Annotated in this window: 18 protein-coding genes; 15 read left to right on the top strand and 3 right to left on the bottom strand. The window is 43.6% G+C overall.

Annotation, left to right across the window (positions count from 1 at the left end):
- Positions 1-380 precede the first annotated feature (380 nt).
- Together I2F76_RS08340 and I2F76_RS08335 are read left to right on the top strand one after the other, a co-directional pair.
- Positions 381-2,126 carry an ABC transporter ATP-binding protein gene (locus I2F76_RS08340; RefSeq protein WP_045759643.1) on the top strand — a complete coding sequence of 582 codons (1,746 nt, stop codon included), beginning with the start codon at positions 381-383 and terminating at the stop codon, positions 2,124-2,126.
- Positions 2,116-3,984 carry an ABC transporter ATP-binding protein gene (locus I2F76_RS08335; protein WP_195487640.1) on the top strand — a complete coding sequence of 623 codons (1,869 nt, stop codon included), beginning with the start codon at positions 2,116-2,118 and terminating at the stop codon, positions 3,982-3,984. The genes I2F76_RS08340 and I2F76_RS08335 overlap by 11 nt, the downstream gene beginning before the upstream one ends.
- A gap of 298 nt (positions 3,985-4,282) precedes the next feature.
- Here the strand turns inward: I2F76_RS08335 and I2F76_RS08330 are convergent, their stop codons facing one another.
- Complete coding sequence (locus I2F76_RS08330) at positions 4,283-4,765, bottom strand: glutathione peroxidase (protein ID WP_195487639.1); 483 nt, start codon at positions 4,763-4,765, stop codon at positions 4,283-4,285.
- Between the two features lie 159 nt (positions 4,766-4,924).
- Here I2F76_RS08330 and rexB point away from each other — a divergent pair, with 159 nt between their 5' ends.
- The 4 genes from rexB (at position 4,925) to I2F76_RS08310 (ending at position 14,602) form a co-directional block, all read left to right on the top strand.
- Positions 4,925-8,191: an ATP-dependent nuclease subunit B gene (rexB, locus tag I2F76_RS08325; RefSeq protein WP_195487638.1), complete on the top strand. Its 3,267-nt coding sequence runs from the start codon at positions 4,925-4,927 to the stop codon at positions 8,189-8,191.
- Positions 8,188-11,853 (top strand): helicase-exonuclease AddAB subunit AddA, encoded by a 3,666-nt coding sequence (addA, locus tag I2F76_RS08320; RefSeq protein ID WP_195487687.1) that lies wholly within the window; start codon positions 8,188-8,190, stop codon positions 11,851-11,853. The genes rexB and addA overlap by 4 nt, the downstream gene beginning before the upstream one ends.
- A 3-nt stretch (positions 11,854-11,856) precedes the next feature.
- Positions 11,857-12,174 carry a DUF4298 domain-containing protein gene (locus I2F76_RS08315; RefSeq protein ID WP_195487637.1) on the top strand — a complete coding sequence of 106 codons (318 nt, stop codon included), beginning with the start codon at positions 11,857-11,859 and terminating at the stop codon, positions 12,172-12,174.
- A 505-nt stretch (positions 12,175-12,679) separates the two neighbouring features.
- Entirely contained in the window at positions 12,680-14,602 is a 1,923-nt protein-coding gene (locus I2F76_RS08310) for an LPXTG cell wall anchor domain-containing protein (protein WP_195487636.1), read from the top strand.
- Positions 14,603-14,646: 44 nt separating this feature from the next.
- On the opposite strand, the gene I2F76_RS08305 is transcribed toward I2F76_RS08310, so the two are convergent.
- Positions 14,647-14,817, bottom strand: a complete 171-nt coding sequence (locus tag I2F76_RS08305; protein ID WP_003002781.1) for a DUF3042 family protein — start codon at positions 14,815-14,817, stop codon at positions 14,647-14,649.
- Between the two features lie 83 nt (positions 14,818-14,900).
- On the opposite strand from I2F76_RS08305, the gene miaA reads away from it, so the two are divergent.
- From miaA to I2F76_RS10595, 9 genes are all read left to right on the top strand, one after another.
- Positions 14,901-15,788, top strand: a complete 888-nt coding sequence (gene miaA, locus I2F76_RS08300) for a tRNA (adenosine(37)-N6)-dimethylallyltransferase MiaA (protein ID WP_195487635.1) — start codon at positions 14,901-14,903, stop codon at positions 15,786-15,788.
- On the top strand, positions 15,781-17,028 hold the full coding sequence (hflX, locus tag I2F76_RS08295; RefSeq protein WP_195487634.1) for a GTPase HflX: 1,248 nt from the start codon (positions 15,781-15,783) through the stop codon (positions 17,026-17,028). The genes miaA and hflX overlap by 8 nt, the downstream gene beginning before the upstream one ends.
- Positions 17,012-17,641 (top strand): cystathionine beta-lyase, encoded by a 630-nt coding sequence (locus tag I2F76_RS08290; protein WP_195487633.1) that lies wholly within the window; start codon positions 17,012-17,014, stop codon positions 17,639-17,641. Before hflX ends, I2F76_RS08290 begins: the two co-directional genes overlap by 17 nt.
- A 3-nt stretch (positions 17,642-17,644) precedes the next feature.
- On the top strand, positions 17,645-18,574 hold the full coding sequence (rnz, locus tag I2F76_RS08285) for a ribonuclease Z (protein WP_003011107.1): 930 nt from the start codon (positions 17,645-17,647) through the stop codon (positions 18,572-18,574).
- Between the two features lies 1 nt (position 18,575).
- Entirely contained in the window at positions 18,576-19,331 is a 756-nt protein-coding gene (locus tag I2F76_RS08280) for an SDR family NAD(P)-dependent oxidoreductase (protein ID WP_155124763.1), read from the top strand.
- A gap of 10 nt (positions 19,332-19,341) precedes the next feature.
- Positions 19,342-20,052, top strand: a complete 711-nt coding sequence (locus I2F76_RS08275; RefSeq protein ID WP_195487632.1) for a class I SAM-dependent methyltransferase — start codon at positions 19,342-19,344, stop codon at positions 20,050-20,052.
- A gap of 1 nt (position 20,053) precedes the next feature.
- Positions 20,054-20,458 (top strand): GNAT family N-acetyltransferase, encoded by a 405-nt coding sequence (locus I2F76_RS08270; RefSeq protein WP_155124765.1) that lies wholly within the window; start codon positions 20,054-20,056, stop codon positions 20,456-20,458.
- 238 nt (positions 20,459-20,696) lie between these two features.
- Entirely contained in the window at positions 20,697-22,175 is a 1,479-nt protein-coding gene (locus I2F76_RS08265) for a hypothetical protein (RefSeq protein WP_229289731.1), read from the top strand.
- Positions 22,176-22,373: 198 nt separating this feature from the next.
- Positions 22,374-23,060 (top strand): hypothetical protein, encoded by a 687-nt coding sequence (locus I2F76_RS10595; protein WP_229289730.1) that lies wholly within the window; start codon positions 22,374-22,376, stop codon positions 23,058-23,060.
- 55 nt (positions 23,061-23,115) lie between these two features.
- Here the strand turns inward: I2F76_RS10595 and I2F76_RS08250 are convergent.
- On the bottom strand, positions 23,116-24,203 hold a 1,088-nt coding region (locus tag I2F76_RS08250), incomplete at its 5' end, for a Spy0128 family protein (RefSeq protein ID WP_195487630.1).

Below are 24,203 nucleotides of genomic sequence, written 5' to 3'. Positions count from 1 at the left end.
AAAGAGAGTGGGACAGAAATTGGTAATTCGTTAGAATTCGATTACGTCGTCCCACCTCCGCACAGTTGAGTAGGGCTGTAAAAGCTGATAAAATCAGCGTAGTATAGCCCACTCAGCCACTGCGTCTTGCTCGACAATCCAAAAACAATTGAGAGGCTAGGACTTTTGTCCCAGCCTCTTTTGTACTGGATAAACAGAAAAACGGATGCTGTCTAAAAATCTTGCATTTTTTTGCAATTTAGGTTACAATGAAGACTATAAAAAATGCGTAATCCCTAGGGTCTTTCCCTCAGGGAATTTTGTGTGTTTTGACCTATTTTCGATGGAAAGAAGCTTTGCTTCTACCGCAGGAAAAAGTATGAATAACATTGGAGGTAATAATGATTCGATCCTTAATTTCCGAGATCAAAGAATTTAAGAAGCCCTCGATTTTGGCTTCCTTGTTCATGGTCTTTGAAGTCATGTTTGAGATTTCGATTCCCTTTGTCATGGCGAGTCTTTTGGACCAGGGTGTTCAACAAAGAAACATGAACAATATTTTGTTTTACGGTGGGCTCATGCTGGTCTGTGCCTTTTGCTCCCTCTTTTGTGGGATGCAGTCTGCCCGTTATGGCGCCTATGCATCGGCTGGTTTTGCTAAAAACCTTCGTCGGGCCATTTTCAAAAAGGTTCAAACCTTCTCATTTGAGAATATTGATCAGTTCTCATCAGGTGGGTTAGTCACTCGGATGATGACGGACGTGACCAATGTGCAAAATGCCTATCAAATGGTGATCCGGATCTGTGTACGGGCACCGCTCAATTTGATCTTTGCCATTGTGGCTTGTTTCTTGATCAATCCGGAAATGGCCATGATCTTTGTCTATGTGACCATCTTTTTGGCAGCTGTCTTAAGCATCATCATGAAGATTGTGTATCCGCTCTTCACAGAAGTATTTGAAGCTTATGACAATCTCAACAACAGCATTCAAGAAAACATCACCAATATGCGAGTGGTGAAGTCCTACGTTAAGGAAGCAGATGAAACCGTTAAATTCAAAAAAGCTTCACGCCGGATTTATAACATGTTTATGAAGGCTATCCGTGTCGTTGTCTTGAGTAGCCCAGCTATGATGCTTTCCATGTATGCTTCTTTCCTTTTGATCTCTTGGATTGGGGCTCATCTGATCGTTGGTGGCCAACTCTCCACTGGGAATCTGACTTCTATGTTTAGCTACACCATGACCATTCTCATGTCGCTCATGATGTTTATGATGATCTTTGTCATGTTGTCGATTTCCATGGCCTCTGTCGAGCGGATCAATGAAGTCTTGACGACCAAAACGACGATTGACTCTCCAGAAAATGGGATCAAAGAAGTTGCTGATGGCTCCATCAACTTTGAGGATGTGACCTTTGCTTATACCGATGAAAATGGCGACAAGACCCATGTCTTACAAGGGATTAATCTTTCTATTCGTTCAGGGGAAGTGATTGGTATCTTGGGAGGAACAGGATCAGGAAAATCAAGCTTGGTGCAGTTGATTCCTCGTCTCTATGATGTCGAGTCTGGTCGGGTGACAGTAGCAGGCCACGATGTCAAAGAATACGATCTTGATTCCCTTCGTAAGCAAGTGGCCATGGTTCTTCAGACCAATGTCCTTTTCTCTGGTACGATTAAAGAAAATATGCGCTGGGGAAATAAGGATGCGACAGATGAAGAGATCATCGCAGCTTGTAAGATTGCCCAAGCCGATGAATTTATTCAAGATTTCAAAGAGGGTTATGACACCATGATTGAGCGTGGGGGATCCAATGTCTCTGGTGGTCAACGCCAGCGTCTTTGTATCGCGCGTGCCCTTCTTATGAATCCGAAGATCTTGATCTTGGATGATTCGACTTCAGCGGTCGATACCAAGACGGATAGTTTGATCCGTCAAGGATTGGCAACCAGCTTGAAAGAGACCACCAAAATCATCATTGGTCAACGGATTTCCTCTATTCAAGATGCAGATCGCATCATCGTGATGAATGATGGTCAAATCGATGCGATCGGTCGTCACGAGGAATTGCTTGCGACCAATGCCATCTACCAAGAAGTATATGAAATGCAAACACAAGGGAAAGGAGAAGCAGATGAAAACTAAGAAAAAAGCAAATCTAGGCTCTATCCTTCGCCTGCTCGACTTCCTTTGGAAAAACTACAAGGTATCCTTGATTGTTTCCTTTATCTTAATCATTCTATCATCTCTTGCGACGGTCAATGTAACAGCTTCGATTCAGTCCCTGGTCGATGTCTATGTAGAGCCTATGCTAACGTCAAACAGCCATGATTTCGGACCGCTCTTGTCCTTCTTAACACGGGTCGGTTTGATTTGTTTGATCGGGGTCCTTGCTAACTATGGCTTTACCTTGATTATGGCGACCGTTTCACAAGACTCACTTAGAAGTCTTCGAAATCAGTTGTTTGCCCGCATGCAAAAACTGCCCGTTCGTTACTTTGATACCCACCAACACGGGGACATCATGTCTATCTATACCAATGATATTGATGCTCTTCGCCAAGCGATTGAACAATCCATTCCTCAACTCTTATCCTCAGCGATTACCATCCTTGGGGTAACGTTTACCATGCTGACGGTTAGTCCACTCTTGTTCTTAATTGTTCTTTTCATGGTCATCGTCATGGTCTTTATCATCAAGGATGTCTCTGGCAAGTCAGGTCGTTACTTCGGGGCCCAACAAAAGAACTTGGGGATTGAGAACGGCTTTATTGAAGAAATGATGTCTGGTCAAAAAGTGGTCAAGGCCTTTGTACATGAAAGAGAAAGCATTGAGGATTTTGATCGCATCAATGATCAACTCTTTGAATCTTCCTACCAGGCCAACCGCTATGCCAATGTCCTCATGCCGATTCTTGGGAACTTGGGAAATGTTTCCTTTGTTCTGACAGCCTTGATCGGTGGGCTCTTTGCGCTAAACGGCGTCGGTGGTTTAACCATTGGTGGTCTCATGGCCTTTCTGCAATTGAACCGTTCCTTCACAGGTCCGATTGCCCAGGTCTCTCAACAATTGAACTTTGTCCTCATGGCCTTGGCTGGTGGAGATCGTGTCTTTGATCTTTTAGACGAAGAAGAAGAAGTCGACCAAGGAAAAGTGACGCTGGTCAATTATGAACTGGTCGATGGAGAAATGGTTGAAACTGATCAGAAAACCAACAAATGGGCTTGGAAACACCCTCGTCCAAATGGGGATTATCAGCTTGTCAAGATGGTCGGAAATGTGGTCTTTGATGATGTTGATTTCTCTTATGATGGGAAGAAACAAATCCTTCATGGCATCAACTTGTACGCGGATAAGGGGCAAAAAGTGGCCTTTGTCGGAGCGACTGGTGCAGGAAAGACAACTATCACCAACTTGATCAACCGCTTCTATGACATCCAGTCAGGAATGATTACTTATGATGGAATTGATATTAAATTGATTGAGAAAGATTCTCTGCGTCGTTCCCTCGGAATCGTTCTTCAAGATACTCACTTATTCACTGGTACGATTGCGGAAAACATCGCTTATGGCCGTGCTGATGCAACACGGGAAGAGATCCTTGAAGCAGCTCGGATTGCTAATGTGGATTCCTTTGTTAAGCACTTGGATCAGGGCTATGAGACAGTCTTGACAGATGATGGGGCTGGCCTTTCAAATGGTCAACGACAATTGATCGCCATTGCCCGTGCAGCCCTTGCCAATGCGCCTGTCTTGATCCTGGACGAAGCGACGTCTTCGATTGACTCACGGACAGAGAAGATGGTGCAAGAAGGGATGGACCGCTTGATGGAAGGTCGGACTGTCTTTGTTATCGCTCACCGTCTATCGACAATTGTCAATTCCGATGTCATCATGGTGATGGACCACGGGCGCATCATCGAACGAGGCAACCATGCTTCCTTGATGGCAGAACGTGGCACCTATTACCGCTTGTACACCGGTGGACTTGAAATTGATTAAAGAAAAAAAGCTTGAGCGTTAGCTCAGGCTTTTTTGGCTTTTGGATAATGACTTCTTAGAAACTTTCCTTAGGTGAGTACGGACGTCAGCGAACTTCGAAGAAGTTCAATGACTAATTATTGAGCCCCTTCGCTCTTTAATTTCTGGGCTCAGGCTAAAACAGTTTCCCAAACTGTTTTACTCTCAAAATTCCTGAGTGCCTGAAACGTTATTGTTTCAGGCACTTTTCTCACAGCGGAAAGTCTCGAAAATAAATATTCATTCATCAGAAAGCTTGAGTTCACGCTCAGGCTTTTGCTTATTTCTCAAGTAATTCTTGGATTACGTCTCCCATAGCAGCTGGTTCTGTTTTGGAGGAGAAGCGTTGGGCGACTTGGCCTTGTCGGTCGATGACAAATTTTGCAAAGTTCCATTCGATGCGTTTGCCCAGTGGTCCAGTTGCTTGGCTTTTGAGCCAGTCATAAAGAGGAAGGGCTTCTTTACCATTGACCTTGGCTTTGGCGAATCGTGGAAAGGTGGTCTGGTAGTTGAGGCTACAGAAGCTATTGATTTCTTCTGCAGTTCCTGGAGCTTGCCCCATGAATTGGTTACAAGGGATGTCTAGGATTTCAAGCCCCTTATCTTGGTAGCGCTGGTAGAGATCTTGCAATCCTTGGTATTGCGGGGTTAGGCCACAGCCTGTTGCTGTATTGACCACGATGAGGACCTTACCTTGGTAGTGGGAAAGAGAAATTTCTTCCCCTTGCTGGTTTTCTAAAGAAAAATCATAAATGCTGGTCATCGGGATCATCCTTTCTGTTTCTTTAGCTTTTATTGTAGCACAAATGTCCTAAAATTGGGGCAAGAGGAGCATGACTTCTTGCTTTAGTCCCTCCTGTGAAAATGATATAATAAGAAGATAATAAGCTCTCAAGAAAGTGCCCAAAGGAGAACGGATCGGATGAAATTACTCTATACGGATGTTCGGACCCCCTTGACCCAGGTCCTGACACAAGAAGCCGTAAGGTTAGTAGAAGATGGCAAGCGTGTATTTTACATTGCACCCAACTCTCTTTCCTTTGAAAAAGAAGCCAAGGTCCTGTCCTATTTAGAAGCTCAGGCTTCTTTTGCCATAACCGTTACGCGCTTTGCTCAAATGGCCCGTTATTTCATCCTGAATCAAGTTTTTGAGGAGCAAGCCTTAGATGACATCGGACTGGGCATGTTATTTTTTAAAGCCCTTTCCCACATGAAGGAGCAGGATCTTAAAGTTTACGGAGCCCTGCGCAAGGATCCTCAGTTTATCCAGCAACTGGTTCAGCTCTACCATGAATTACAGACAGCCCAGATGGATTTTACAGATTTAGAGTTGCTCGGGGAAGCTGAAAAAAGAGGGGACCTCTTGGCGATTTTTGAAGCTGTCTCTGAGATGCTGGTCCAGCACCAGTATGAATCCCAGTCCAAGATTGCCGTTTTCCTCAACCAGGTTGAAGAGGGGTACTTGGAAGAGCAATTGAAGGATGTGGCGATCGTCGTCGATGGCTTCACGCGTTTTTCTGCGGAAGAAGAGGCCTTGATTGGTCTCCTTCACCGAAAAGGAGTGGAGATTGTTATCGGGGTCTATGCCAGTGAAAAAGCCTATCGAGCAAGCTTCAGAGAGGGCAATCTCTATCAGGCTAGTGTTGACTTTCTGCTCCAGCTGGCTAAGACTTTTCAAGTTCAGCCTCAGTATTGTGGGCAAGCCATCGAAGATTCCTTTAGTCGCATGACCCGCATGTTAGAAGCGCGCTACGATTTTTCACAAGTGGAAGATGAGCTGGAGAACCAAGATCGAACCGCTGTTCAACTCTGGCAAACCAATACACAAAAAGAAGAGTTGGAATTTGTCGCTAAATCCATCCGTCAGCGCCTTCATGATGGGGCGCGCTATCGCGATATTCGGGTCTTGCTAGGCGATGTAGAAGCTTATCAACTGCAACTCAAGACCATTTTTGATCAGTATCAGATCCCCTTTTACTTAGGACGAAGTGAGGCCATGGTCCACCATCCCTTGATTCAGGTCATTGAATCGCTAGGGCGGATCAAGCAGTTCAATTACCAGACAGAAGACGTCATCAATCTGTTGAAAACGGGTCTGTATAGTAATCTGGCGCAAGCAGAAGTCGATGCTTTTGAACAGTATCTTCGCTTTGCGGAAGTAAAGGGTGTTGCAAAATTTCAAAAGCCTTTTACCAGCAATCGTCAGGGTAAGTTTCATCTAGAAGAGCTCAATGCCCTCCGAGAACGCGTCGCAGAACCTTTAGCTCCTTTCTTTTCACAGCGCAAACAAAAGGTGAACCATCTCTTAATGGCCTTTACAGAGTTTCTGCAAGAGGCTCAGCTTTCTCAGAATCTACAAGCTTTGATCAAGGATCTAGCTCTGGAAGAGCAGGAGCGCTATGACCAGGTCTGGAAGGCCTTCCTCCACGTCTTAGAAGAATTGAATCTGGTTTTTGAGGATCAAGAACTGTCAGTGGATGACTTTTTAGCTCTTGTCTTATCCGGCATGCAATTGTCACAATACCGGACAGTTCCTGCTACGGTCGATGTAGTGACGGTTCAGTCCTATGACTTGATTGAACCCTTGACAGCCCCTTATGTCTACGCGATCGGGCTGACCCAGGAACGTTTTCCAAAGATCGCGCAGAATACCTCGCTTCTCAGTGAAGAAGAACGACAACAGCTCAATGAGGCCACCCAAGAAGGAGCAGAGCTCCAGGTGGTGACCAGCGAAAATCTCAAGAAGAATCGCTTTGTGGCGGTTTCGCTACTCAATGCAGCGACCAAGCAGTTGGTCCTATCGGCCCCTAGCTTGGTGAATGAAACGGAAGATAGTGTCTCTCCTTATCTTCTAGAATTGGCCAAGGAGCCTATTGCCATCGAGTGGAAGACCAAACAAGCCCAAGCTTCGAGTGATGATATCGGGACCTACCGAGCCCTCTTAGCGCGCGTGATCGAACTCCATCAAGAAGAAATTACGAGTGAGTTGTCTCCTGAAGAAGCCAGCTTTTGGGGTGTGGCCGTGCGGGTCTTGCGAAAGAAATTGGCCGCTGAAGGCATCCAGATTCCTCAAATTTCAACGGAATTGAAGAGTCGCCAGCTCCAGTCGGATACGCTTCAAGCGCTCTATCCAAAGGGCAAAGCCTTGACTTTATCTGCTTCTGCCTTGAATGAATACTACAAGCACCAGTATGCCTTTTATCTGCGCTATGTCTTGGGCTTACAAGAAGATGAGACGATCCGGCCAGACGCTCGCAGTCATGGGAATTTCTTGCACCGAATCTTTGAAAAAGTCTTAAAAGACAGCTCCGATCAAGCTTTTGATCAGCGCTTAAGCGAGGCGATTCGAGAAACCAGCCAAGAAGCAGAGTTCCAGCAATTGTATGGAGAAAATGGAGAGACCGAGTTTATTCGAAACTTGCTTCTTAATACCGCTAAAACAACGGGGCGTGTCCTCGCCCAGCAAAATGGCATCGAGACCATTGGTGAGGAGACCCTCTTTGGAGGGAGCGCTCACACCTCTTATCCTTTATCTGATGGCAGGCTCTTACAGCTACGAGGAAAGGTGGACCGAATTGACCAATTACGAGAACAAGGAGCTCTTGGCGTTGTGGATTACAAGTCGAGCTTGACGCAATTCCACTATGACAAGTTCTTTAATGGTCTGAATTCTCAATTGCCAACCTATCTCTCTGCCATTCAGGATCTGAAGGAATACCAAGAGGAACAAGGGATTTTCGGAGCCATGTATTTAGAAATGGGAGATCCCCTAGTGGATCTGAAAAAGACCAAGACAGTAGAGGACGCCATCAACCAAACTATGAAAAGTCAACAGTACAAGGGGCTCTTTATGGCAGATCAGGCCCCTTATCTGGGCGAAGCCTATGATAAGAATAAGGCTATGATGCTGAGTAAGGAAGAACTGGACTTGCTTCTCTTGTACAACGCTTATCTCTATAAAACAGCAGCAGAAGGGATCCTCAAGGGGCAATTTGCCATCAATCCCTATAGTGAAAATGGGCGCAATATCGCACCATTTGTGGAGCAGTTTAAATCCATCACGGGATTTGAAGCCGATCGTCACCTAGGTCAGGCACGGTTCTTGACCAAACTAGACCAAAAAGGAATACGCGGTGAAAAGGTGAAAGCCGCTTGGATCGAGAAGATGAAGGAGGTCTTGAACAAATGATCAAACAAGCATTTTTGACAAGAGAAGAAATCAAGGCCCTTCAGGCCCAAGAGGCAGCTTCTACCAAAGAGCAAAAGCGGACGCCAGAACAGATCGACGCCATCTATAGTTCGGGGACCAATATCCTGGTGTCAGCCTCTGCTGGATCAGGAAAGACCTTTGTCATGGTGCAGCGGATACTGGATCAGATCCAGCGAGGCATTTCGATTAAGGAGCTCTTTATCTCGACCTTTACGGTCAAGGCAGCAGGAGAGCTCAAGGAGCGTTTGGAAAGTGAACTTGGAAAAGCCTTGCAAGCAAGTGATGACTCAGAGCTCAAGCAACACTTGGCCCGTCAAATCGCAGATGTCGCCACCAGCGATATTGGAACCATGGACTCCTTTACCCAAAAGGTCCTAACGCGCTATGGCTATTTGCTTGGGTTGGCGCCTCAGTTTCGCATTTTACAAAACGCCAGTGAGCAACGCCTCTTACAAAATGAAGTTTTTCAAGCTGTTTTTGATCGCTATTACCAGGGAGAAAACCAAGAAGCCTTTGTGCAGATGGTCAAGAATTTCACCGGCCAGCGCAAAAATTTGACCTTGTTTAAAGAACAGGTCTACCAGATCTATGACTTTCTTCAGTCGACCAGTGATCCGGAGAAATGGCTGGAAGAGCATTTTCTAAAAGGCTATGAGGAGACCGATTTTGAACAGGTTGAAGGCGATCTAATGGAGAGCATCCAGCAGGCCCTTTATGAGGCAGAAAGCTTTTTTGCCTTTCATTTGTCCAATGAAGGCCAAGCATTTGGTAAGGCTAAATATTTGGAAGCTGTAGAAGAGGTGCTCGATCAGATTGGAAGCCTGACAGGTCGCACCAATAAAGAGCAATTGACCTCTGTCCTAAAGGCGGTCGTGGCGATTAGTCGGGCTTCAAATGGGGGAGCCTTGACCAACAGAGCCCGAAAAGAAGAGTTGAAAGAGTTAGTCACGGCTTATAACCAGGATAAAACCATACATATCAACCGCCTCAGAGACTTGGAAAATCAGCTCTATCAGCTGGAATTTCAACAAGCCTACCACCAAGAAGAAGGCCCCATGCTCTACTTGCTACGGGACTTTATCAGAGACTTTGCTCGCGCTTATCTGGAGCGAAAAATCCAAGAAAAAGCTTATGAATTTGGGGATATCAGTCATTTTGCCATTCAAATTTTAGAGCAATTCCCAGAGGTGAGACAAGCCTTTCAAGAGCGTTATCATGAGGTCATGGTCGATGAGTACCAGGATACCAACCACACCCAAGAACGGATGTTGGACTTGCTGTCAAATGGCCACAATCGCTTCATGGTGGGAGATATCAAGCAATCCATTTACCGCTTCCGTCAGGTAGATCCACAGATTTTTAATGATAAATTTAAAGCCTACCAAGAAGAAGGGGCGAAAGGGCGGTTGATCCTCCTCAAGGAAAATTTCCGAAGTCATGTGGAAGTACTAGACGCGACCAATGATGTCTTTCGCCATTTGATGGACGAAGAGGTGGGCGAGATTGACTACAATCAAACCCACTATCTGGTCGCAGGAAGCGACAAGCAGCGGATAGCCTTGCCACAACATCGGGCAGAATTTTTGCTCTATGATGGCTCCCAAGATCAGGAAGAAAAGACCGAAGACGAGGAAGCATCCCTTGGAGTCGAGACGATTTCCAAGGGAGAAATTCTCCTGGTCATCAAAGAAATTTTACGCCTCCATCGGGTGGAAAAAGTGCCCTTTAAAGAGATCACGCTCTTAACGGCGACTCGAACGCGAAATGATGAGATTCTGGAAGCCTTTGACCAGTACCATATTCCTCTTGTGGCAGATAGCGGACAGGCGCATTATCTTGAGTCAATGGAAGTGATGGTCATGTTGGATACCTTGCGGACCATTAACAATCCCTTGCATGATTATCCCTTGGTTGCTCTCATGAAATCCCCCATGTTTGACTTTGATGAAGATGAGCTGGCACGGATTTCCTTGCAGACGCTTCCAGAGCAAAAGCAAGTGGCCTTCTACCACAAGGTCCAGTTAGCCCTTGAAAAGACTGCAGAGCATGCAAATCTGATTGATGCCAAGCTCTCAGCTAAAATCGAGAACTTCCTCAAGGTTTTATCTACTTGGAGAGCTGCTGCCAAGACCCATTCGCTCTATGATTTGCTGTGGAAAATCTATGAGGATCGCTATTACTATGACTATGTCGGCGCCCTTCCAAATGGGGCCCAGCGCCAGGCCAATCTCTATGCCTTGACGCTTCGGGCCAATGATTATGAGAAGGCCAGCTTTAAGGGCTTGTCGCGCTTCATTGCCATGATCGACAAGGTGATCGAAAATGAACACGATTTGGCTAGCGTCCCTCTTGCGGCTCCAAAAGATGCCGTCCAGCTCATGACCGTCCATAAGAGTAAGGGGCTGGAATTCAAGTATGTCTTTATTCTCAATATGGACAAGGCTTTTAACCGTAAGGATCAATCGGGGCCAATCATTCTCAGTCGCCAAAAAGGGATTGGCTTTAAATATGTTGCGAACCTGCCGGTTGAGACAGAGAATCCAGCTGCTCCAAAAACCATTCGCCTGCAGATCGAAACGCCTTGCTACCAACGCAATGTGGAAGAAACAAAATTGGCCACAATTTCTGAGCAGATGCGTCTTCTATATGTCGCCATGACACGGGCTGAGCTCAAACTCTATCTGGTTGGAAAAGGCCGAGAGGACAAACTGCGTGATACCGATTGGGGGACCAGTCGCAATGGCAAGCTGGATCCGGAAAAACGAAAAGAATGGACCTCTTATCAGGACTGGCTCTTTGCTATTCAAGATGTGTTTACCAAGAATACCCTGGCCTATGACACACGTTTTGTGACAGACGAAGACTTGACACCAGACCAGCTGGAACCCATAGAGAAGGAGAAAGATTCTCGGCTTGATCAGCTAAAGGACGTCCGTCAGTCAGAGGATATTCGTCGGGCCTTGGATATCTTGGAAAATGTTGATCGGCTCAATCAGCTCTATGCTCCGGCCATTCATTTGCCAAGTGTCCGTACCCCTAGTCAGATCAAGAAATTCTACGAGCCGGTCATGGATGCCAATGGCGTCCAGATCATGGATGCAAAGACTGTGACGCCTGACTTTGAGATGCCAACTTTTGGTCAAGAAAAAGCCGTGACAGGAGCCCAGGTCGGTAGTGCTATCCATGAACTCATGCAGCGCGTGCCTCTTAAAGAAGAAATCACGCTGGATACACTGCGTCAAGCCTTGGAGCAAGTCCAAGCAGAGCCAGCGGTCAAAGCCCGTATTAAGCTAGAGGCCATCCTTGCTTTCTATGAGACACCTTTGGGGACCTTGCTTCAAAAAGAAGCCTCTCGAGTCCGGCGCGAAGCTCCCTTTGCCATGCTGAAGAAAGATCCAGCCAGTGGTGAGGACTTCGTCGTGCGGGGGATCTTGGATGGTTATTTGGTGCTAGAAGACCGGATCCTACTTTTTGATTACAAGACGGATCACTACAAGGTCCCTAGTCAATTGGTCGAACGCTACCGGGATCAGCTCGATCTCTATGCAGAAGCTCTTCGTCGTTCTTATGGCAAAGAGCAAGTAGAAAAATACCTCGTGCTTCTAGGTGGTCCCCATCTAGAAGTGGTGAAAGTGGAGTAAATCATGGCAATTGCACAGAAAAACATCGAACGGATCCAAAGAATGGAAGGTTATTTGAATGACTATGCCAAGACTTTGGAAAAAACCAAAAAAGTAGTGGATCAGCTAAGAGAGCATCAAGAAAGCTATATCCAACTGCGCGATTATTATAGTAGTCAGGTCTATTTTGATGATTTGGACTTGTCCAATCAAGCTGACTTTCCGGCAGATCTTCCTTGTGGTGTCTTGTCCGAAGATGCCGTCTATGATTTGTTAGACGAGCACTTTCAGATGGGAGTGGAGCTCTTGGAGATCGCAACGAAAATGATCAAAGAACGGTGAAATTTCAATCTAAAAGCTCCGGGAAACCGGAGCTTTTAGATTGAAGACAAACGTCATCATAGAAACTTTCCTTAGGTGAGTACGGACGTCAGCGAACTTCGAAGAAGTTCCATGACTAAATCAAGATACAAAGGGCGACTGCGGATAAAGTCAAAATAGGAAGTTTGACGAAGAATCTTTAGATTCTAGGAGAACTTATCTTTTTGACACAATCCGCAGCCCGTGTTCAATTATTTTTGAGCCCCTTCGCTCTTGAAATTCTTAGCACAGGATAAAACAGTTCCCCGAACTGTTTTACTCTCAATAATTCCGAGTACCTGAAACAGATGCTGTTTCAGGTACTTTTGTCACTGCGGAAAGAAAAATATAGTTAAATAATAGTATAGAAAATAGAAATATAGTTTTGAAGAGCCATCTTTATATGTTAAGCGTTTACAATTATAACTATATAGTGTAGAATATAGTTATTAAAAACACTACTTGTAGTATTATTTGGGAGGTTCTTATGAACAAAAAAGTTAAAAAGGTATTAGGGTATGGACTAGTGAGCTTAATGCTATGTGGTCCAGCGTTAGTTAGTAAGGTTGGTGCGGAAGAATCTGGATCTATCCAAACCACAGTCCAATTTAAAAATCATAAAGATGGTAGCCAGTCAGTTATAGGTAAGACAACGCCAAATACTAGATTAAGAATTGGTTATGATGGTACGGTAGAGACTGTATCCGATGGAGAAGGAAATTATGAATTGAAGATCCCAAGTGAGAATGCTTTTAAGAATTATGAAAGGTTTACAATTTATAAAATTAATTCTGATGGAAACTCACGTTATGATACAGATGGTGTTGCAGATACTGAAGCTCCAAGTATTCCAGATTTTCATCTTATTGCAGGAGATAAAGTTATCAATGGAGAAGCAAATTACAATGATAGAGATGGAAATGCAACATTTAAAATAATTTTACCAAATGGAGATACTAAGGAGACTTCTACTGATTCTGAAGGAAGATGGGAATTCGAATTACCTGATGTCGGTCCAGGTGAAAAAATTAAAATTATTTCAAGTGACAAAGCTGGTAATATTTTTGAAAAAGAAATTGTAGTTTCTGAAGTTGAATCTCCAGAGGTGCATAAATCAATTCAGTATAGTCCTAATTATCAAACTTTATCGGTATATACCTATCCAAATTCTACAGTATATGTATTGTTACCAGATGGTACTAAATTATCTGGTGAAACAGGAGAAAATAATTTTTATACAATTAATATTCCTGAAGAACACTATTTTTATAAAGGTGAAGGAAAAGCAGAAGTTTGGGTTTCTAAAAATAACAAATTTAAATCAAATAAAGTAGAAGTTGAAGGCTTTTCTGATGATGAATCGAATTCAAATAGTAGTGTAAAGGAATTAAATGGTACTTTATATGTAAAGAGTGATAAAAGCCAACAATTTATTGGTGTCCCAAGTACTTTTCCAAAAAATGTGTATTCCTTACTTGAACTTCCTGATGGATTTGTAATAGAAGGTAGGACAGACGATATTGGATGGATAAAATTTAATATCCCTGCGGAACATGCACTAAAGAATGGTGAAAAAGGTATTGTTACTTTTAAATCTCCAGGAGGAGTATTTAAAAACGAATTTACTGCTTATATTGTTCCGCCAGAAGTTGGAGAGATAAATAATGTCATAGAAGGAAACAATACAATTGGAGGATTAGTTAATCATCAAATAACGGATGAAAATGCACTAAATGAAAAATCAAAAGTTTTAATCATTCATGTGATACTTCCTAATGGGACAGAACGTTTAGTTGAGCCTGATAGTAAAGGAAATTGGATTTTATCAACCCAAGTATTAAAAAAAGGAGATGTCTTTAAAGTATTCACAGAAGATACAGTAGGTAATTTATCAGACACCTATATTATTAAAGTTGGAGAGACTCCATCAGTGGTGAAACCAGAAAATAATAAAGAAGAACAAAAAGTAAATAACAAACAAGGTACAAATAACGAAACTGAGAAGAAAAGTGAAAGTATAGAGAAAGGAAAAACGGAAGTTAAACCTACTGAAGAAAAAGTAACATCAAGTTCTCAGACTAGTCAAAAAGGAACAAGTAAAGAGACTGATTTGAATAGCACATCCGGTGAGAAAACTTTAAACCCAAACTCTAATGTTTCAAAAGATAAGCAAACTACTTCTAATAGTGATCGTAAAGAGAACAATGGTACAGTAGTAGGTGAGAAATCTAAATCTGGATATTCTAATAATACGAATTCAGGTTTAACTTCTTCTGTTCAGAAAGTCCAAGGTAAGCAAAACAAGTCATTACCAAATACTGGTACAGTAAATCATTTGTTTGCTATGATTTTAGGTCTTGTTTCATTTATAGTTGGATCAGTCATTTTTAGACTGAAAAGAAGCAACTAACAGATACAAAAAAAGCTCCGGTTTCCCGGAGTTTTTTCTTTTGATTAGTGTGAGACACGGCGACGTGCTGCTTTTTTGCGGTTTTCTTCGATGAAAGCTGCTTTTTGTTCTTCTGGTTCGATTACTTTCTTCTTGAATGTGTAAACTGCACCTGCGACAGCAGCAACTGTACCAGCAACACCAGTAACAAAACCTTTACCAAATCCTTTAGCCATGAGAATTTCTCCTTTTCTGAACTTTAAATATTTATGTTATAATATATGGTAACGAAAAAACGTGAATTTTGCAAGGAAAAACGATGAAAACCAAGATAATTGTGATTGTGGGACCGACTGCTGTTGGAAAAACAGCTCTTGCGATCGATTTAGCGCAAGCCCTCAATGGTGAAATTATCAGTGGCGATAGTCAACAAGTCTATCGCAAGCTAGATATTGGAACAGCCAAGGCGACACCAGAAGAGCAAGCAGCAGCTCCCCATCATTTGATCGATGTACGGGAGGTGACCGAGTCTTACTCGGCTTTTGATTTTGTAAGAGAAGCTAAGACTGCGATTGAAGAGATCACAGCTCGAGGCAAACTTCCTATCATTGCAGGTGGGACGGGTCTTTACATCCAAAGTCTGCTTGAAGGTTATCATCTAGGTGGTGAAGTTCCTCATGAAGAGATTCTGACCTATCGGGCTCAATTGGACGTTTTGTCGGACGAAGACTTGTACCAAAGGGTAGCGGAGCAAGGACTTGTGATTCCTCAGCTCAATCGCCGTCGGGCCATGCGGGCTCTTGAAATTGCATATTTTGGCCAAGAATTAGCAAACCAAGAGACAGATTATGAACCCTATATCATTTGTCTAGATGATGAACGGTCCTTGATCTATGATCGCATCAATCGTCGAGTAGATCGCATGCTAGAGGAAGGCTTGCTGGATGAAGCCCGTTGGCTCTATGATGACCATCCGGAGGTTCAGGCAGCTAAAGGGATTGGTTTCAAGGAACTCTTTCCTTACTTTAAGGGAGAGCAGAGCCTTGCGGAAGCCAGTGAGATCCTCAAGCGCAATACGCGGCGTTTTGCCAAACGGCAGCTGACCTGGTTTCGAAATCGAATGGAAGTGAAATTTTACGCCATTTCTGCCCCCCATTTCAAGGAGCAGGTTCTTGCAGATGTAAAGGAGTTTTTACAGCATGATTGAAACAGAAAAAAAACAAGAACGCATCCTTTTGGTTGGTGTGGAACTTCAAGGCATGGACAATTTTGATATGTCTATGGAGGAGTTGGCAAGTCTAGCTAAAACTGCAGGTGGAGATGTCCGGGGCTCCTACACACAAAAGCGGGAGAAATACGACACCAAGACCTTTGTCGGCTCAGGAAAACTAGAAGAAATCGCTCAAATGGTCGAAGCAGATGAGATCACGACGGTAGTGGTCAATAACCGCCTAACCCCCCGTCAAAATGTCAATTTAGAAGAAATCCTTGGGGTCAAGGTCATTGACCGGATGCAGTTGATTTTAGATATCTTTGCCATGCGGGCTAGGAGTCATGAAGGCAAGTTGCAGGTACACTTGGCCCAGCTCAAATACCTCTTGCCACGCCTTGTCGGTCAAGGGATCATGCTCAGCCGTCAGGCTGGGGGAATTGGTTCTCGTGGACCAGGGGAAAGTCAGTTGGAGTTGAACCGCCGGAGCGTTCGCAACCAAATCACCGATATCGAGCGCCAGCTCAAGGCAGTTGAAAAGAACCGGGAAACCCTTCGTGAAAAACGCTTGGAATCACCTGTCTTCAAGATTGGTTTGATCGGCTATACCAATGCAGGAAAGTCGACCATTATGAATCAGCTGACCAGTAAGAGCCAGTATGAAGCCGATGAACTCTTTGCGACTTTGGATGCCACAACCAAGAGCATCCACCTAACAGGCAATCTGCAAGTGACTCTGACCGATACGGTTGGCTTTATTCAGGACTTGCCAACAGAGTTGGTATCGAGCTTTAAGTCGACCCTGGAAGAAAGTAAGAATGTAGACCTCCTGGTCCATGTCATCGATGCTTCTGATCCCAATCATGAGGAGCACGAAAAGACCGTTCTCTCTATCATGAAGGACCTGGATATGCTAGAGATCCCTCGCTTAACCCTCTACAACAAAGCGGATAAAGTAGCGGACTTTACCCCAACCCAGACACCTTTTAGCTTGATTTCAGCTCGCTCTGAAACAGCCCGTGAGGATCTGCAGGCTTTGTTTCTAGAAAAACTGAGAGAACTCTTTGTTCCCTTTACTATTCGCGTTCCCTTTTCAAAATCCTATCGGACACATGACTTAGAGACGGTCGCGATCATTGACCAGCGAGAATTTGAAGAGGATGTCGAGGTCATTCAAGGCTATATCGCAGAGAAAAATAAGTGGAAGTTGGAAGAATTTTATGACGGATTATGTTGATTTAGCGATAAAATATGGAGGTTATACTAGCCTCGATCGGGTCTATCTGACCAATCTTTTAAGCACGATCCCTGAGGACTTACGTCTCCGTGTGATTACACCTCCGCCAAGTGTGATCAACGCTTATTTCGCAGAGCTCTACCAAAAGAAGAGTCCCAAGGAGGCCATGGATTATTTCTTGGACTTGAGCCGAGCATTTGACTTATTCACAGTTCAGCAAAGTTTTGATGAACAAAAACCTTTTATCCGCCTCAACTTATCAGGTCAATCTTACGGTTTGGCCTACCTAAATGAAGAGATAGCCTGTGTCTTTGCTGAACATCCAGCGGCGGAAATCACCCCTTCGATTTTATTCGAAATCGCAGAGATCTTTCCGCATTGTTTGGTCTTTGAAAAAGATGGCAAGATCTGTCTGCAAGAGGCCGGCCCAGAAGTGGTCACTAAAACAGAAGCCCTCTCAGCCCTGACAGATTTGATGACCTTGGAAGATGGACGCTTGAAACTGTCAGGTTATAACCAGGAGGAGCTGCTTGAGCAGGCTCAAGCCTATCCTTTCAACCTTTCGTTCCGTTCAGAGAACCGGACGGCCATGATTTATATAGATAGAAAGTAGACAATGGACATTCAATTTTTAGGAACGGGAGCTGGGCAACCCTCAAAAGCCCGGAATGTATCGAGCTTAGCGCTCAAATTACTAGATGAGATCAATGAAGTCTGGCTCTTTGATTGTGGCGAGGCGACACAGAATCAAATTTTAGAAACGACCATTCGTCCGCGAAAGGTTAGCAAGATCTTTATCACTCATTTACACGGAGACCATATTTTTGGTTTGCCAGGTTTCCTCTCTAGTCGGGCCTTTCAGGCCAATGAAGAGCAGACGGATCTAGATATCTATGGACCAGTAGGGATCAAATCCTTTGTGATGACTAGTCTTCGCGTATCAGGCTCTCGCCTGCCTTACCGCATTCATTTTCATGAATTCGATGAACATTCTCTGGGCAAGATTTTAGAAACCGATAAATTTACGGTTTATGCGGAGGCTTTGGACCACACCATTTTCTGTGTCGGTTACCGGATCATGCAAAAAGACCTCGAAGGGACGCTCGACGCAGATAAGCTGAAGGCAGCGGGTGTTCCCTTTGGGCCGCTCTTTGGTCAGGTTAAAAATGGCCAAGATGTCACCCTGGAAGATGGGACTAAGATCATTGCAGCGGATTATATTTCAGCCCCTCGGCCTGGTAAGATTATCACGATCCTCGGAGATACCAGAAAGACTGATGCCAGCGTCCGCCTTGGAGTCAATGCGGATGTCCTCGTCCATGAGTCTACCTATGGCAAGGGTGATGAGAAGATTGCTAAGAAACACGGTCACTCGACCAATATGCAGGCAGCAGAAGTGGCGCGTGAAGCAGGGGCCAAGCGCCTTCTTTTGAACCACATCAGTGCTCGCTTCTTATCAAAAGACATCAGCCAATTGCGCAAGGATGCGTCCAGCATTTTTGAAAATGTCTATGTCGTCAAAGATTTGGAAGAAGTGGAGATCTAAGATGCGAACTATTCTCATAACAGGAGCAAGTGGAGGCTTGGCCCAAGAAATGGTCAAGCTCCTCCCTGAAGATCGGCTGATTCTCCTAGGCAGAAATCAAGAAAAACTGGAAAAGCTCTATGCCAGTCATCTTCAAGCTGAATGCATCGGGATCGATATCACTGATTCTTCAGCCGTTCAAGATTTGGTAGAAGAGCTCTATCAGCGCTATGGGCAGATCGATGTCTTGGTCAACAACGCAGGCTATGGGATTTTTGAGGCCTTTGATCGCATTTCTGACCAGCAGGTGCAGGAAATGTTTGAGGTCAATACCTTTGCCCTCATGCAGTTTTCACGCTTGATGGGTGCGCACATGAAGGCAGCAGGAAAGGGGCACATCGTCAACATCGTCAGCATGGCGGGTCTCGTCGCAACTGCCAAATCCAGCCTTTATTCGGCTACCAAGTTTGCGGCCATCGGCTTCTCCAATGCTCTGCGGTTGGAACTCATGCCTTTTGGTGTCCATGTGACGACGGTTAATCCAGGCCCCATCCGGACCACTTTCTTTGATCAGGCAGACCCAGACGGAAGCTATGTCAAAGCTGTGGATCGCTACATTTTGGAACCAGACTTTGTGGCTAAGAAGATTGTTAAAAACTTTGGAAAACCAAAACGTGAGCTCAATCTTCCTTGGCTTTTGAACCTGACCCACAAGCTCTATACCCTTTTCCCACGCATCTCGGATAAGATAGCTAGCAAGATGTTCAATTTCAAATAGGAGGAGATCGATGGCCACAAATATTCAAGCCTATTTAGAAAACCTTCGGCAACCCTGGGGACAGATCTATTATGATATCCTTTTTGAACAATTACAGGACATCAAGGGGAAGCGAGTGCTTGATTTCGGCAGTGGTTTTGGCCTTGTAGCCAACCACCTGGCGCAAGACAATCAAGTCCTTGCTGTGGAACCCAATGAGGAAATGGTGGCCTTGCGGGTCCAGGACCATCCCTACCAGCAACTCGTTGGGAGTCTGGACCAGATAGAGAGCTTTGAAGATGCCAGCTTTGATGTCATCCTCTGCCATAATGTCTTGGAGTATGTAGAGGATCGCAAGGTGGTTCTCAAGAAATTCATCCGTCTCTTGAAACCAGGAGGCTTGCTCTCTATCGTTAAGCACAATGAAGTTGGCTGCGTCCTGCAGACCGTCGTTTTTGAAAATGATACTCAAAAGGCGCTTGATCTCTTAGCAGGTCAGGATCTGGAAACCCACTCCATGGGTTTGGCACAGGCCTATGATCTCGGTGCAGCAGTAGAAGACTTAGCCCTTGAAGTCAAGGATTACCAAGGGATCCGTGTCTTTTATGCCTTGCAGGACAATCGCTTCAAGGGCCAAGAAGGCTGGCGAGAGTCTATGCTCAAGATGGAGCTGGCTGTTTGCCAAGAGTCCCCTTACCGGGATATCGCCTTCTTCCAGCACTATAGGTTAAAAAGGAGTTAAGATGTTAGATTATAAAAAAGAAATTCCAGCGATGACAGACCTACTCGAACTCTACAGCTCGGTGGGTTGGACCAATTATACCAACAACCCATCTATGCTGGAACAAGCTGTCAAAGCCAGTCTCTGGCAGTTGGCCGTCTATGATGAGAAAGAGCTCGTCGCCTACATTCGCTTGGTAGGTGATGGCCACTCGGTTATTTTTGTGCAGGACCTTTTGGTAAGACCAGATTACCAGCGTCAAGGTATCGGAAGGAAACTCTTAACAGAGGCTTTAGCGACCTTCCCTACTGTCTATCAACGGCTCCTCGTCACTGAACGTAGCGAGAAAAATCTAGCCTTTTACCAGTCTCTCGGCTTTGTCGAACTTTCAGAGCAAGCCTGTACAGGGATGATTTATATGAAATAGAGAGTGGGACAGAAATCGGTAATTCGTTAGAATTCGATTTCGTCGTCCCACCTCCGCACAGTTGAGTAGGGCTGTAAAAGCTGATGAAATCAGCGTAGTAGAGCCCACTCAACCACTGCGCCTTGTTCGACAATCCAAAAACAATTGAGAGGCTAGGACTTTTGTCCCAGCCTTATCTATTTGACTGACAAAAGGGGTGATTGATGGTAAAATGAGGATGAGATTAGGAGGAGATGGAATGAAGAAGAAAATAAAATGGGGACTTGTCTTATGTTCGGTACTTATACCAGTATGTTTGAGTGCCTGCAAACAAGGAACTGTAGAAAAACAAGGTTCTTCGAATAAAGAAGTACAGAAGAAAATCGATCGAAAAAACATTCATTTTGACAAGACAGGACCTGCAGCAACATTTGATTGGGATGCAAAGAACAGTATCAGATACATAACGTTTGAAAAACTTCCACAATATATGAGGTCAGATGATAGCGATGGTATTTCAATATATGGACAGCAACCGAATGAAGCCTCTCTATCTGAGGAAGGAAGAGTTCAAAAAGCTTTGCAGGTCGTTGAAGGAGTCTATGTAGATCCAAGGGGAATAGACACAGTAATCAAGGCCAATGGGGCAAAAAATCAAGAGGATATGTATACTCGACTCTGGAACGATTATATTATCCCTAAAATTGAAAAAAACAGTAGTACTTTTGATCCAAATACTTATGTGGAATATCTTGGTGAGAAGTACCCCCTCAAAATATATGGTCCCATGTATTTGAAGCTCATGACGAATGCATTGAGCTTTGGAAAAAAATATGAATTAAAGGGCTATGCAGTTAAGGGAAACAAAGTATTTATTCGCATTCAGGTACCAACGTACTTCCCAGAGCTTTTACCGAGAGGGAATAAATATTATAAAAATCCTAATGAGTCAGATTTCAATCAAGCCTTCTATGATTGGCTCGATGAATTCCATCAAAGGTATGCTGAAAAAGAAATAAATCGAGATGATCATATTTCCTATATCATGCTTTCAACAGTTTTACAACAGTTAGTTAACAAAAATTTCGAGGCAACCTCATTATCCGGTTATGCTTATAGTAAAACTTCGCCTACGGAATTCACGGTTGAAATGGAAGTGACAAATCAAGGTGATGTTCGAATTGATTTAAAAAACTTGGCTATTCTCTTACAAATCCCTCAACAAATGAAGGGGGATAATCAGTATGGTAAGCAAGATGAGAATAATATCTTTTGGACCATCCCATCTGGAAATAATAATGACGGACAAAAGATAAAAGAAAAATTAAAGAATTTTAATCCCAAAAATCCTGTTAAAAGTTATGCAATTGGAGAGCCAGTTGTATTTGCTAATGGCTTAGAAGTTACACTGAATAGTGTAACAGACGATCCAAATTTGGATGTTCAGGATGATCAAGACCGTATCGATACAAGGAAAAAACAACATCGATTGATCGTCGAATTCACCCTATCGAATACAACACCTCTCAGTATTGAAAATACTCCAGATTATACAAATGTAGATCTCTATGATGGCCATGGCAAATCTGCTTATATGTTGAATAATACTTTAAATTACAAACAGCCAACAGTCCTTGAAGCAGGAGAATCTGGTATATATAAAATTAACTATTTAACAGATGGGGATGGGCCGTTTACGATCGTTTATGGTGACGCCAAATGGGTCATTCAAAAATAGTCAAGATATAATAGGAATTTCTCAATTATCATTAGAATTTTCAATCGGTTCATAGGTTGTTCAGATATGACTATATAAAAAATTAATCGATTAGGTCGAATTTAGCAAGGAGGTCAGGCTATGAAGCCCAACTATTTCAAACTATTCGCAGGAATCCCACTTATTCTATGTTGCCTGTTTCTTTCCAGTTGTAAGATCATGAAACCGAGTGATTATAAAAAAGCGAAGGAAGTTGTCAGCAGTGAGCTTGCTAAGGTTGGTCTGCATGGGGATGTGGCCATAAACAAACTGGATTGGACTGCTTTGGAAATCCCAACTTATCATGTGTCTTATACCTACTCTGAGAAAACCTATGATGGACAAACAGTGACATTAGAAACGGATACGGTGTTTCATAATGATTGGACAGATACAACTAGTAACCATCTTCCAGAGTATAAGGAAGCGTACTTGAAGCAGCAATCTGTCCAAAAGAAGGAGAAGGAAATTGAGGGACAATTAAAGAAGCAATCTCTAGGTCTTCCTATTAGTTTCTTTGGTTTTTTATCGAACTCCAACCGTGATGAGAAGGAGCAAATTCTAGATAGTATCGCAAGTCAAAATCTCAAAGAAGGGAAAAAGGACTTTGCCGGTTACTATCAAATCCCTTTTCAGACCTTAATTGATCAAGAGTTAATCACTATGACCATTTATATAAAGGATGGTGTATCCGTTAAGGAAAAAGACTTAAAAGCAGCTGCAAAAAGATTAGACGCTAGCAAACTACCGGATGGTGCCTATGATTTCTACTATTCCAAAGGCAGTTATGCTGATTCCATCAGTTACTCATTCAAGGTTAAAGATGGGAAAGTTGTTTTTTATGAAGATCAAAATATTCAGAATTGAGTAACCGAATACAAGAAAAAGATCTAGTCGTGTTTGACTAGATCTTTCATGTTGCTTAGAAGTCTTCCTTCTTCTTAAGTGTCATAGAAGCAATAGCTGTAGCGATGAATGTCAAACCAGTTACAAGAAGTCCTAAATGATCTTCCGTTCCTGTTGAAGGAAGGGATCGTTTACTTTCTTTAGGCTTGTCACTAGATTTAGGAGTTTCACTAGATTTAGGTTTGTCACTAGGCTTAGGCTTATCTCCATTTGGTGATGGAGTTTTAGGTTTGCTATTACTTGGTGTTGGTATATTTGGAATATCTGTTGATGGTGGAGGTGGAAGAAGTTTATTCACCACGTTTCCTTTATCAACGACAAGGTTTGTAGCTGAAGCAAAGTCACTTGCAGAAACCTTGATGGCTGTATCTGAAAGTTGATAACCACTAGGAGCAGAGAGCTCTTTGATGACATACTCTTTAGCTTCAAATCCAACGAAGCTTGCAAGTCCGTCTTGACCAGAAATCGCTTGTGCTTGGCCTTGACCATAAGGATTTGCAACAGGTGTCACACCATCCGCTTCAAAGAGTCCAAATACCGCACCGGCAAGGTAATCACCCTTTTCATCTACCTTACGAACTCTAAGGGTGTAAAGTTTCAATTCAGGATTATTCACTGTTGGTGGAGTTGGTGGGATGACCTTATTGATAAAGGTTTTCTTCGCACCGTATGAAACAACTGCTTGGATAGCGTTTGATGCTTCATCTTTTGTGACGGTCACTGTGACATCCACTTGACCTTCGTCATATTGGATATTTGCCTGATCAGCTGGCACGACTTCTTTAATGGTATATTTATGAGTACCAATCATCGCTTCCGTGTAGGCAATCGCATCAAATGTCACTGTACCATCCGCAGCATTTTGTTTTGTTTGAAGAACAGTTCCATTTTCGTCCAAGAGGTTAAAGCTAAATTCACCACCTTGAAGGTCACGACCTTCTAAAATCTTACTTGTGGTAATTTGTTTTTCACTTGGAGTTGGAGGTGTCGGAGGTGTATACGTGTTGGTAAAAGTAGGAGTATCTTTCTTACCGTCGTATTGCACATCCGCATTCAATTGTCCAGTTTCATCTTTTGTGACAGTCACTGTTACAGTATGAACAG

The sequence above is a fragment of the Streptococcus parasanguinis genome (genome assembly GCF_015557775.1).
GTDB classification, from domain to species: domain Bacteria; phylum Bacillota; class Bacilli; order Lactobacillales; family Streptococcaceae; genus Streptococcus; species Streptococcus parasanguinis_AA.
Note: the sequence above shows the minus strand (reverse complement) of the source record. Positions and strands in the feature narration are given on the sequence as shown.